Genomic DNA, 11,226 nt, shown 5'->3' with positions numbered 1-11,226 from the left:
TATTCCTCGGAGTCAATTGAATGAGGAGTTTCGTTACGATGCTGAGTATTTCAAGAAACAGTATCTGAAAGAAGACTCTGCACTTAGTAAGTGGAAAACGGATGCCGTTGGAGCTTTTGCCTTTGTGACTGACGGGCCGCATGGTTATCATGTGGTGGACGAAGATTCGCCCGTCATTATGCTCACCGCCAAAAATGCACGTGGTTGGTTCTCCGAAGAAGATGGAGCAGAGCCGATTCACCAAAATACACACTTGGCAAATCAGCGATCATCTCTGAAAGAAAACGACATCATTCTTTCGACGCGTGGCACCGTTGGATTATGTGCACTCGTTACCTCTGAGGTTTTGCCTGCAAACATTGACCAAGACGTAGCGCGAATTGCGCCAAGTGAAGGTTCCCCCGTTTTACCTGAGTTCTTGTTGGCCTACCTGAATTCTACGTTTGGGCAAGATCACATAAAACGAAACTCCACCGGCATGGTTCAGCAAGGGCTATCCTTGAGCAAGGTTCGCCAGATTCCCATTCCACAGATAGGCAAAGCTACACAGGAGGCGATTGCTTTCACTGTCCTGCTCGCACTCAAGTTACGGCGAGAGGTAAAAGCAAAACGTGAGAGCGCCGAACAAATCCTCCTGCAAGCGCTGGGGCTGGAGAACTGGTCGCCGCCGGAGCCGTTGAGCTACACGCGCAAATCGTCGGAGGTGTGGGAAGCGGGGCGGTTGGATTCTCAGTATTTCACGCCTGACGTTGACGCACTACGGGAGGAACTTTCGCAACGCTTCGTGTTGGTGGAGGTCGGGAAGCGCGTGACAAAGGGCGTGACGGTTCCCTACTACGAGGATGGCACCATTCCTATCATCCGGTCGGGAGACTTAGCCGACATTAGCGACGATGAGCGGTTCCAGCGTACCCATCCCACCGAAGCCGTGTTTGAGTTAAAGCGTGGCGATGTGCTGATTTCCTCCATTGGCTTTGGCTCTATCGGTAAGGTGCAGGTATTCGACAAGCCGGGGAAATACGGCACTGTTAGTGAAGTTTCCGTAATCCGTCAGGAGGAGTTCAACCCGTACTATCTGACTCTCTTCCTACGCTCCAAAGCAGGGCAGATGCAGATTGAAAAGTACATCACAGGAGCGACGGGACAGCTTCACCTTTACCCACGCGATATTACTAAAATCTTCATTCCGGTGTTGCCACCGGACGAGCAGAAAGCCTTTGAGACGCTGGCACTCTCAGCCGGAACAGCACGGCGTACGGCGGCGGAGCTTTTGGAGCGTGCCAAGCGCGCGGTGGAGATCGCAATCGAGCAGTCCGAAGAGGCGGCGCTGGAGTATCTGCATCGTCCCTAGCCCCTCTTCCCAGTGAGGCACGAACGGCAGGGGAAGAGGGGAGCCGAGGCACGAGGCGGAGAGATGGCCGCGAAGCGGAGGAGATGGCCGGTTTACCCGCCCGTTTCCACGCGGCGATATAACAGAGAGACAGAAAGGACAGGAGGTTTTAGAGAAATGAGCACGATTACATTAGCGGTTCCCCCCGATGTGGCGGCACGGTTAGAGTCCGACAGCGCCGCACGGGAGCGGCTGGAGGCAATGGCGGTCGCGATGTTTGGGGCGCTCAAGCCACGCGAAAAAGAGGACGAGTTTAGACTGAGTCCCGAAGACATGGAAGCTCTGCGGCGTGGGGCGGAAGACAGCGACGCAGGACGGGTGAGTGAGGGAGCGGAGGTAATGGCTCGCCTGAAAAAGAAGGTTGGCCTGTGATCCTTACTCTCAATGTGGAGTATGCCCAGCAGGCGGAGCGTGATCTGGAGAGGATAACGGATCGCCTGCTAGAAACCTCGGAGGCGGCAGGACAGCGCTTTACGCTCGCGCTTGAAGCAACACTTCAGGAACTATGCCGGAGCATTCCCGAGAAGATTGCCCAGGGCTACCCGCCTCAAATCAATGATGATGCCTCGCTAGGTCTCTCACGACCAACCTACCGAAACCGCTTTGAAACGTCCCCCAAACGTGCTCGACGCTCTTCCGTAGGAGTATGGTATGTCTTCTACTGGCTCATTGATGGCGATGGTGATCGAGTGCCCGAGACGCTGCGCGTTCTTTCGATTCGGCATGGAAGCGCACCACCACTATGGAACGAACCACGGGATTAATAGGAACTTTTGGAGCGTGCCAAGCGCGCGGTGGAGATCGCAATCGAGCAGTCCGAAGAGGCGGCGCTGGAGTATCTGGCGGGGTAGTGCATGATGGTGAAGAGGGCGCTTTAGCCTCCTTGCCGCAACAGCGGGCCGGTTTACCCGCCCATCTGCAAACGCCGCCCGAACACAAACGCCCGACCGGATACGCCCGTTTCCACGCGGCGATATAACAGAGAGAAAGGACAGGAGGTTTTAGAGAAATGCCACAGACATTGGAAGAGCGCGTGACGCTTTTAGAGCGAGAGATGGTACAGGTTAAGGCGAAGACCAAAATCAAAGATACACGGCCCTGGTGGGAGCGGCGCTTTGGAGCCTTCAAAGATGATCCCCTCTACGACGAAGCCGTAAAAGCCGGAGAGGAATACCGTAAGGCGCAGGTGCCGGACTACATGATGGAGGAACCCACTCCCGATGTACCTGCTTGACACAGGCCATATCAGCCTGATTGACCGAGGCGGTGACGAAGGCCAGAGGATCCTACGACGGCTTGCGGGTCTTCCCGAAGAAGACGTTGCTATCTCGGTTGTCAGCTACGAAGAACAAACGCGAGGTCTACTGGCACAAGTTGCCCGAATCCGTGCCGTTGATCTACAAGTTCCCTGGTACGAGCGGATGGAACGGCTTCTCAGCTTTTATAGTTCGATGCCCCTGGTTTCTTTCGATGCAGTGGTGGTGAACCAGTTCCAGGAGCTTTGGGTACAGCGAATCCGTATCGGGACGATGGACTTGAAGATTGCCGCCACCGCACTTGCCCAGAATGCCACTTTGATTACCCGCAACACACAAGATTTTGCCAAAGTTCCCGGCCTACGGCTGGAGGACTGGAGTATCGAGTAGCACAAGGGGCAAGTGATCCGGCAGGAAAAAACTCGTACTTTGCCGAACGTTCCCTCATGAAACGAATGCTTATTCTCGCAGCCAGTGTCGCGCTTGCCGCTGCTGCCCACGCCGATGTTAAGTTGCCCGCGATTCTCAATGAGGGCATGGTGCTCCAGCGGAGCGCTCCCCTGAAGTTCTGGGGCTGGGCCGATGAGGGCGAGCAAGTGAGCGTGGAGTTCCTCGGGCAGAAGAAAACGACGACGGCTAAAAATGGGAAGTGGGAAGTGACTCTCAAGGGGACTCGCACCGCTGGTGGCCCGTTTCCTTTGAGCATCTCGGGGAAGAATCGGATTGAGTTCAAGGATATTCTGGTGGGCGAGGTCTGGGTGTGCTCGGGGCAGAGCAACATGGAGCTGACCCTCAAGACCTCGTTCCAGTCCGAGGGGGATATCGCCAAGTCCGCCAGTCCCACGGTTCGCCTGTTCATGGTCAAGAACACACGCTCCGATAGCCCCAAGCAGGATGTCGAGGTGCAGCAACCCTGGAGCGCGGCGGCTCCGGAGAGTGTGCCAGGCTTCTCCGCCGTGGGCTACTACTTCGGGCGGATGCTGAGCGAGAAGCTAGGGGTTCCGATTGGCCTGATCTCGTCGGACTGGGGGGGGACTCCTGCGGAGGCTTGGACACCCGAGGAGAAGCTGGCGAGCACGCCAAGCCTCAAGACGATTGTGGAGAACTACCCGGTGGCGCGTGCCCGCTACGATGAGCAGCGCAAGAAGTGGGAGACCGACTCCACGCAGGCACGCCTGGAAGGCAAGACCCCTCCCGCTGCGCCCCGCGCCCCGTGGCGCTACGCCGAGCTCTACAACGCCATGATCGCACCGATCACAAACTACGGGATTCGCGGCGCGATCTGGTACCAGGGCGAGGCTAACGCTAGCCGCGCAATGCAGTACCGCGAGCTCTTCCCCGCCATGATCGAGAGCTGGCGCTCTGTCTGGGATAAGAAAGACATGCCGTTTTATCTGGTGCAGCTAGCGCCGTTTCAGGCTAGCGGCTCACAGAAGACCGAGTACGCCGAGCTACGGGAAGCGCAGATGCTGGCGACTCAGAAACTCAAAAATGTAGGGATGGCGGTCATTACTGATGTGGGTGAGGAGAAAGACATCCACCCCAAGAAAAAACAGCCCGTTGGGGAGCGGCTTGCGCTGCTTGCGCGGCGAGATATTTATCGAGAGAAGAGCCTCGTGGCGCAGGGGCCGAGCTTTAAGCGCGTCCGCTTCGAGGGCGAGAAGGCTATAGTGAGCTTTGACAATACCGGCGGTGGCCTGCTGGCCTCCCCAACGGACTCGCTGGGAGGCTCTATCGAAAACGGCAAGGTAGTGGGCTTTGCGCTCGCGGGTACGGATGGCGTTTTCTACCCCGCCACTGCCGTGATCGAGGGCGGCGATAAGGTGGTGGCCACGTGCGCCCAAGTGACTGCACCCAAGGCCGTTCGCTACGCCTTTATCAACTTTCCTATCACCAATCTTTGGAATAAAGAGGGCCTGCCCGCGGGGCCGTTTCGCTCGGATATGCCAAAATGACACGCCATCAGGGTCTTGTGCCGCCGCCGCTTAATGCGTTCCTGGAGACGGAAGCGTAGCGTGCTCGGCTTAGGCGCGTGCCTTCCGGCTGAGCTGACTGCTTTCGATTCCCGGCGATTTTTCCATTTTCTCCATTTCTAGGTTCTCACGGTACTGTTGACGCGCCTTGGCAAAGAGCGTATGCTCCTCAGGAGAGACAGGCTGTGTTGGTAGGGAGCGCGGTAGGGTAAGGAGGAGCTGCTCATTGCTTTTGTGAAAAACAAAGGGGCGAAAGTACCCCGTGAGCTCCGTGACCCAGCGCAGATCAACCGAGAGAACCACTCTTAGGGTTTTGGGAGGGGGCGCGTTTTGGGGCAGGGGTGTCTCCCGAAGGAGGAGGTACTCCGTTGCCGAATCCTCTGGTGTAAGGGGCAGGTACTTGATATAGATTGCCCCGTGCTCATCACGGACGCGCCTCATTGCGAGAGGTGGTGCCCCTCCCATACCGCCTCCGCCCCTACCCACTCCTCCGTCGGGCCGCACCAGACGTGTGCTGTCGGGGCCAAGCAAAGGGAGAGGTATGGGGCGCAAGGCGAGGGGGATTGCATACTCGTTTTTACGAAGCATAAAGGGGAGGTTCTTGGGAGCACCAGGCTGACCGGGTTGGAGTGCAATGCGGATCCGGAGGTTGCCTTCAGTATCTTGGGAGAGCACCTGCCCCTGAACCATGAACCCATGGCCTGAAGCGAAATTCTCCTGAGGGGGAACGGTCTGTAGTGGCTTCGCGAGATCGAGGGAGTATCCGGAAAAACGAGGGAGAGCCTGGATTTCCTTGGGGATCGGAAGGTTGTAGTGGGCGGTTAGCTCCGCCTCGCCTTGCGTCTTTTTACCTTCCGTCTTTTCCGTGGTGGAAATCCGGTAGTGCAGGGGAAGCCCTGTCGCCGGATCGTCTTCGCCCTCGCCCCAGTGCTGGAGCAGAAGGAGGCGGTTGTTGGGCAGAGCGGGCAAGTTTTTCACGAGTATCTGCGCGTAGCCGGGAAGGGGTGGCGTCAATAAGCTCTCTTTTTCGTCTTGGACGAGCCGCAGGCTCTCTCCAATGCGCTCGTAGCAAAACAGGGGCTGGCTCTGACCCCAGATCTCCCAAGCGACTTGCTTACCGGCAATCTTGCGCCACCCTGTCAGATGCCAGGTCTGAGGCGCGATAAATTTGTGGCGGAGCGGCGGGGATGGTGTCGGCTTGGTGAGCCTAAGGACGAGTGCGAGTCCTAAAAAACTTAGGAGACAGACTGAAAAAAAACGCAATTTTGACATGGGATATTCCACAGAGCGGGGGATACCGTCTCTGGAAGCATTATAACAGCAGGCCCATGGAAAAAGAATTCTCTTGTGGGAGCAGCCTTGCCTGCCGAATCAAGAGTAGCGTATCTATATTTTTACCAGGATGGCAGGATGAAACTGAATACATTGGTTGTGGATGACTCACGTGTGATGCGTAGCGTCGTTATGCAGGCTCTCGCAAAATCCGGCATTGCGGAGTTCCAGTTTTTTGAGTCCGATGATGGCGAAGATGCCCTGGAGACTGTGGTGTTTCAGAGTGTGGATATCGCTTTTGTGGACTGGAACATGCCCCGGATGACGGGCATTGAGTTTGTCACAAAAGTACGCGCCCGAGAGAAGACCTATCATATTCCTATCATCATGGTGACCAGTGAGCGCGTTGTGGGGAAAGTCCAGGAGGCGCTGGATCACGCGGGCGCAGACGCCTACATCACCAAGCCCTTCACCCATGTCGATCTGCTTCGGCAAGTGGAGCCCCTCATGGAGAGAATTCGTACACGGCATGTACCGCAAGCGGCAGGGGCGAAGAGTAGTGGCTTTTTCAGCAAGCTTAGGGGGGGATAGTTCCATGACCAATTTTCAGAGCACCACCCCACCCGCTTCCCACCTCAAGCCCTTACTGCCCCGCATCGAGCCCTTACTGGTTGATATCGTGCAAGCGGCTGTGTCCCAGACGGTGGCGATGTTCGTGGGGACAGAGCCCAAGTGCCTGCACGTCGAAGAGGCGGTACGGATCTATGATGGTATCTGTGGGACTATCTCGTTTGTCGGGGATCGGAGCTACTCCATTACGATGTGTTGCTCCCGTGAGTCTGCCGTTGAGCTGGCGCTCGCGATGGCGGGCTTCGAGATTGACTACGACAGTGCGGATATGGGCGATGCAATCGGTGAGGTGGCCAATATCATTGCGGGCAATATTGTTGCCCGGATGGAGGATCAGGAGCTGGCGGTTGCAATGTCGTTGCCCACTGTTTTCCGAGGCCATGATGTCGAGAGAATACTGCCTCACAACATGGTCTCTTGGTGTAGCATCTTTGAGCTGACCGGTAGTGTGTTCTGGGTAGATGTGATTGCCGGGCGGACAGCGCTGATGCAGCCTACCCAGGAGATTTGCGCTATATGTGGACGATAGACGAAGAAACCCCGAAAACGCTCCGTAGTTTAGGGATGCGCTTGGCAACTCTAAAAGTGGAGAACACCGACGAGCTGGCGAGGATCGGGGCCGAGCTTGAGGCGGTTCTGACGGGCTTACCGGAGGAGCTAATTCGCCCAAGTGCACTGCTTATCCTCTGTTTGGAGATACTGCAAGAGCTCTACCTGGGCAATATCGGCGACTCTGTGTCAGGCATCCAGACGACCCGAGATGCGGTGGGAGTCCTGGAGCGCTACTTCCGTTCCGGTAAGTACGCTAGCCTTGATCCTCTGGATCGTATTGAAGGGGAACTCCAGCAGATACTGGCGCGCCTGCGCCCTGTGAATGACGACGAGCTTTCGAGAAGCTTGCTGATAGATGAGGAGGGGATTGTTCAGGAGTTTCTTGTGGAGAGCTACGAGAACCTAGATCTTCTGGACTTGGACTTGCTCGCGCTGGAGAAAGACCCGCAGGATCATGAGACGATCTCTAGTATCTTCCGCACCATTCACACGATCAAGGGAACCTGTGGGTTTCTGGGCTTCTCGCGCCTGGAGTCGCTGAGCCATGCGGGGGAGAGCTTGCTGAGCCTCCTGCGCACCGGGGATCTCCGCCTTAGCCCCGCGATCACCGATGCACTACTGGCCATGGTGGATGCCATCCGCCAGATATTGGGCAGTATCGAAATCACGCATTCCGAGGGCACTGTGGACTGCATGTCGCTCATTCAGACCCTCACGCGTCTTCAAGACAGTGAAGCTACTCGTGCGCTAGTGGCTAGGGAGGCAGTCTCGCGGGAGCCCCAGAGCGGTTCCAGAATCGTGGTGGCTGCTCAGGCGGAATATGTCCCGATTCATGGTCGCCTGGGAGATGTGCTCATCAGTCAGGGCTACATCCAGATAGGGGATCTGACCCGGGTACTCCGGGAGCAGGAATCGGGCGATCAGCGCCGCCTGGGAGAGATCCTGATCACCAGGGGGCTTGTCACCAGTGACATTGTCGAGCGCGCGCTGCATAGTATTGACAGTGCGTCGGTTGGAGCACAGGGGGCCGTAGGTGAGGCGAGTATCCGTGTGGATGTTGGTCTGCTCGATAGCCTGATGCACTTGGTCGGGGAACTGGTGCTCACCCGTAACCAGATTGTCCAGTTGCTTCAGGGGCAGGGTAGCTCTCTCGACACGGCGCTTGCGGCCACTGCACAGCGGCTCAATCTGATCACCTCCGAGCTGCAAGAAGGCGTGATGAGGACCCGGATGCAGCCTATTGGCAATGTCTGGAATAAGTTTCCGCGTATCGTGCGGGATCTGGCTCATACCTGCGGCAAGCAAGTTCGCCTGGAGATGGAAGGCCGCGAGACCGATCTGGACAAGACCTTCATTGAAGCGGTCAAAGACCCGCTCACACACTTAGTCCGTAACGCGATAGACCACGGGATCGAGTACCCTGAAGTGCGTGTCGCTTTGGGTAAGTCCGCCGAGGGGCTACTGTTGCTGCGCGCTTACCACGAAGATGGTCAGGTCAATATCGAGATCACCGACGATGGCGGCGGAATTGACTCAGGCCGCATCAAGGCAAAGGCGATTGAGCGCGGCTTTATTACGTCGGAGCATGCCGCCCAGATGAGCGAGTGGGAGCTACTCCAGCTTATCCTCTTACCCGGATTCTCCACGGCAGCGACAGTGACCAATGTCTCGGGGCGTGGTGTGGGGATGGATATTGTCAAGACCAATATTGAGAAGATTGGGGGCACGATTGATATCCAGAGCCAAATAAAGGAAGGGACGACCATCAAGATCAAGATTCCTCTTACTCTAGTGATTGTTCCTGACCGTTCTGGGTGCAGGCTGCCAACTCAAAAGTGTGTCGCTGGTCGCTACTAATGTGACCCCACGTGAGTGGATGAAGGCCAAGCTCACAGCGATCATGGCGGCATCTCTCAGGCAAACTTGCTGGCAAACGGGTGGGGTTGGCGATAGGATGAAGGCCCATGTCCGACTCTCCCCAGTCTTCTCCCACGCCTAAATCCATTGATGTTGCCGATCTCGCCGCCGGGCTGAACGAGCAGCAGTACGAGGCGTTTGCTCATACCCACGGGGCGGCCCTGGTGCTGGCAGGGGCCGGTTCAGGCAAGACCACGGTGCTCATTCGGCGCATTGCACGCCTCATCGCGGAAGGGGTGCCACCGGAGCGTATTCTGGTCACGACATTTACCCGCCGCGCCGCCGACGACATGGGCGAGCGCTTGGCTAAGCTTCTTGGGGAAGAGGCAATTGTGGGGCTGTGGATCGGAACCTTTCACTCCCATTGCCTGCGGATTTTAAAGAAAGAGTGGGCGGAGCGCTTCGGCAAAGAGGGCCGCTTCGATCTGGCCGACGAGTACTGGCAGAAGCGTGTCTGCCGTGCGATTCTGGGAAAGACCAGCAACTACAAGTCGCTGCCCCAGCCACCCTTTGGGCAGAATATGAAGCTCGATCCGAAGCTTGCCTTGCTGGCGATCTCGGCCTCCAAGAACTGCGGCCATAGCTGCGAGCTGGCCGAGACCGCCCTCGCTCAGCTCTACCCGGACTGGGAGCTGCCGCTGATTCAGAACGTCGCGAAGTTTTGGCGTTGCTACGAGAAGGCAAAAGAGAAAGAGCTGGACGTGCTCTCGAAAGTTCCTGCCAAGCGTCTGGACTTCGATGATCTGCTGCTCGAAGCGTTTTATCTCATCCGCGATGATGCCAAAGCCCGCGACGAGTACCAGAGCAAGTTTGACTTTCTCCTTGTGGACGAAACGCAGGACACCAGCGAGGTACAGTGGCAACTGGCACGGCTTCTGTCAAAAAAACACGGGAATCTCTTTATTGTGGGCGATGTGGGGCAGAGTATCTACGGCTTCCGTGGCTGCGATCCCAAGCGCACCGTGATGGGATTTCAGACCAGCTACCCCAACGGCCAGATCATCCGCTTGCCCGCCAACTACCGCTCGCAGGGCACGATTGTCACGGTCGCCAACGAGCTCATTGCCCATGCGGATCTCGATGATCGTTACCGTCTGCTGATGGAGCCCACTCAGCTCTCGGCACAAGAGCCCTGGCTCTCGCAGCACCTAGATGCCGAGGCCGAGGCGCTCTGGGTGGTGGAGCGTCTGCGGGAGCAGATGAGTAGTGATGGCACGATGGCGTTCCGGGACTTTGCCCTGCTCTACCGCACTAATGCCTACTCGCGCTGCTTTGAGGACGGGCTGATCAATGCGGGGATCCCGTATCAGATCACGGGGGGCACGAGCTTTTACAATCGCAAGGAAGTGAAGGACTTGCTTGCGTATCTTCAGCTCTCCGTGGACCCAAACTCTGAGGCGGGTACCGAGGCGTGTAAGCGTATCCTCAATATCGCCAGCACGAAGTTCGGACGGCCCACCCGCTCACTGGGGCTGGGCTTCATCAAGAAAGTGGAGGAGCTGGCGGAGAAACAGAAGTGCTCTTTCTATGAGATGCTCAAAAAAGGTGTCTTCACCACCCAACAAGAAGTGGCGATTTTAGACTTTCGCAAGCAGATTAAAGAGATCCACGAGTCCGGTGAGACGGCCCAGACACGCCTCATGACCGCCCGGCTCTCCGGCTACGACGACTATATCGTGAACGAGGATGGTGACAGCGAGGACGAAGGCGAGGGCTCCAGCCGTTTAGACAACCTCGATGAGCTTCTGACGGCCAGCAAGCGCTTCTTTGCGCCCGAGGGAATGCTGACCTTTGTGGGCGGGCAGATCCGCAAGGCCAAAGATGCGGGTAAGGGCCAGGATGCGGTGAATCTCATGACGGTGCATAAGTCCAAGGGCCTGGAGTGGCGCTGCGTCTTCGTGGTTGGTTTTGCCATGAACCTGCTCCCACACCACCGCAGTCTGCGCTACGTAGACGGCGAGCTGCTCCTAGATAGCCTCGAAGAGGAGCGGCGCATTGCTTATGTCGCCATCACCCGTGCCAAAGATCAGTTCGCTCTGTCTTGGCCGCAGTACCACAACGCCAAGGCCCTCGGCCCCTCGCCCTTTCTCATTGAGATGCCCACGCTCGCGCCCTTAGTGGACGATGCCCTGCGCTCGCAACACAAAGACGACGACGACTCCCAAGCCCTCGCCGACGAAGAGTATGAGGAGTAGGCACGCTACAGCCGCCAGATGTTGATCTGGGTGTCTCGATA

11 protein-coding genes are annotated in these 11,226 nt (G+C 57.2%); 10 read left to right on the top strand and 1 reads right to left on the bottom strand.

The features are described from left to right. Positions 1-16 precede the first annotated feature (16 nt). From ACH2ED_RS23865 to ACH2ED_RS23840, 6 genes are all read left to right on the top strand, one after another. Positions 17-1,351, top strand: a complete 1,335-nt coding sequence (locus ACH2ED_RS23865; protein ID WP_395095258.1) for a restriction endonuclease subunit S — start codon at positions 17-19, stop codon at positions 1,349-1,351. Between the two features lie 156 nt (positions 1,352-1,507). Beyond that, positions 1,508-1,762 carry a hypothetical protein gene (locus ACH2ED_RS23860; RefSeq protein ID WP_395095257.1) on the top strand — a complete coding sequence of 85 codons (255 nt, stop codon included), beginning with the start codon at positions 1,508-1,510 and terminating at the stop codon, positions 1,760-1,762. Beyond that, the gene (locus tag ACH2ED_RS23855; protein WP_395095256.1) at positions 1,759-2,154 is read left to right on the top strand and encodes a type II toxin-antitoxin system RelE/ParE family toxin; all 396 of its coding nucleotides are present in this window, start codon (positions 1,759-1,761) and stop codon (positions 2,152-2,154) included. The genes ACH2ED_RS23860 and ACH2ED_RS23855 overlap by 4 nt, the downstream gene beginning before the upstream one ends. Before the next feature lie 245 nt (positions 2,155-2,399). Then, positions 2,400-2,624: a hypothetical protein gene (locus tag ACH2ED_RS23850; protein WP_395095255.1), complete on the top strand. Its 225-nt coding sequence runs from the start codon at positions 2,400-2,402 to the stop codon at positions 2,622-2,624. After that, complete coding sequence (locus tag ACH2ED_RS23845; protein ID WP_395095254.1) at positions 2,611-3,036, top strand: type II toxin-antitoxin system VapC family toxin; 426 nt, start codon at positions 2,611-2,613, stop codon at positions 3,034-3,036. The genes ACH2ED_RS23850 and ACH2ED_RS23845 overlap by 14 nt, the downstream gene beginning before the upstream one ends. A gap of 56 nt (positions 3,037-3,092) precedes the next feature. Further along, the gene (locus ACH2ED_RS23840) at positions 3,093-4,601 is read left to right on the top strand and encodes a sialate O-acetylesterase (RefSeq protein ID WP_395095253.1); all 1,509 of its coding nucleotides are present in this window, start codon (positions 3,093-3,095) and stop codon (positions 4,599-4,601) included. Between the two features lie 69 nt (positions 4,602-4,670). On the opposite strand, the gene ACH2ED_RS23835 is transcribed toward ACH2ED_RS23840, so the two are convergent. Continuing rightward, positions 4,671-5,891 carry a hypothetical protein gene (locus ACH2ED_RS23835; protein ID WP_395095252.1) on the bottom strand — a complete coding sequence of 407 codons (1,221 nt, stop codon included), beginning with the start codon at positions 5,889-5,891 and terminating at the stop codon, positions 4,671-4,673. Positions 5,892-6,029: 138 nt separating this feature from the next. Here ACH2ED_RS23835 and ACH2ED_RS23830 point away from each other — a divergent pair, with 138 nt between their 5' ends. The 4 genes from ACH2ED_RS23830 (at position 6,030) to ACH2ED_RS23815 (ending at position 11,185) form a co-directional block, all read left to right on the top strand. Beyond that, complete coding sequence (locus ACH2ED_RS23830; protein ID WP_395095251.1) at positions 6,030-6,482, top strand: PleD family two-component system response regulator; 453 nt, start codon at positions 6,030-6,032, stop codon at positions 6,480-6,482. 4 nt (positions 6,483-6,486) lie between these two features. Further along, complete coding sequence (locus tag ACH2ED_RS23825; RefSeq protein WP_395095250.1) at positions 6,487-7,050, top strand: chemotaxis protein CheX; 564 nt, start codon at positions 6,487-6,489, stop codon at positions 7,048-7,050. Then, positions 7,038-8,930, top strand: a complete 1,893-nt coding sequence (locus ACH2ED_RS23820) for an ATP-binding protein (protein ID WP_395095249.1) — start codon at positions 7,038-7,040, stop codon at positions 8,928-8,930. The genes ACH2ED_RS23825 and ACH2ED_RS23820 overlap by 13 nt, the downstream gene beginning before the upstream one ends. Before the next feature lie 107 nt (positions 8,931-9,037). Continuing rightward, complete coding sequence (locus ACH2ED_RS23815; RefSeq protein ID WP_395095248.1) at positions 9,038-11,185, top strand: ATP-dependent helicase; 2,148 nt, start codon at positions 9,038-9,040, stop codon at positions 11,183-11,185. The last annotated feature ends 41 nt before the right edge of the window (positions 11,186-11,226 follow it).

It is taken from the genome of Armatimonas sp. (genome assembly GCF_043757465.1).
In the GTDB taxonomy this organism is placed as follows: domain Bacteria; phylum Armatimonadota; class Armatimonadia; order Armatimonadales; family Armatimonadaceae; genus Armatimonas.
This window is presented reverse-complemented; position numbering and strand designations above follow the sequence as displayed.

Excerpts from the sequence above, each read along its gene's own strand:
- ACH2ED_RS23850 (WP_395095255.1), top strand. The coding sequence starts at position 2,400 with ATGCCACAGACATTGGAAGAGCGCGTGACGCTTTTAGAGCGAGAGATG.
- ACH2ED_RS23860 (WP_395095257.1), top strand. The coding sequence starts at position 1,508 with ATGAGCACGATTACATTAGCGGTTCCCCCCGATGTGGCGGCACGGTTA.
- ACH2ED_RS23820 (WP_395095249.1), top strand. The coding sequence starts at position 7,038 with ATGTGGACGATAGACGAAGAAACCCCGAAAACGCTCCGTAGTTTAGGG.
- ACH2ED_RS23815 (WP_395095248.1), top strand. The coding sequence starts at position 9,038 with ATGTCCGACTCTCCCCAGTCTTCTCCCACGCCTAAATCCATTGATGTT.
- ACH2ED_RS23840 (WP_395095253.1), top strand. The coding sequence starts at position 3,093 with ATGAAACGAATGCTTATTCTCGCAGCCAGTGTCGCGCTTGCCGCTGCT.
- ACH2ED_RS23830 (WP_395095251.1), top strand. The coding sequence starts at position 6,030 with ATGAAACTGAATACATTGGTTGTGGATGACTCACGTGTGATGCGTAGC.
- ACH2ED_RS23835 (WP_395095252.1), bottom strand. The coding sequence starts at position 5,891 with ATGTCAAAATTGCGTTTTTTTTCAGTCTGTCTCCTAAGTTTTTTAGGA.
- ACH2ED_RS23825 (WP_395095250.1), top strand. The coding sequence starts at position 6,487 with ATGACCAATTTTCAGAGCACCACCCCACCCGCTTCCCACCTCAAGCCC.
- ACH2ED_RS23845 (WP_395095254.1), top strand. The coding sequence starts at position 2,611 with ATGTACCTGCTTGACACAGGCCATATCAGCCTGATTGACCGAGGCGGT.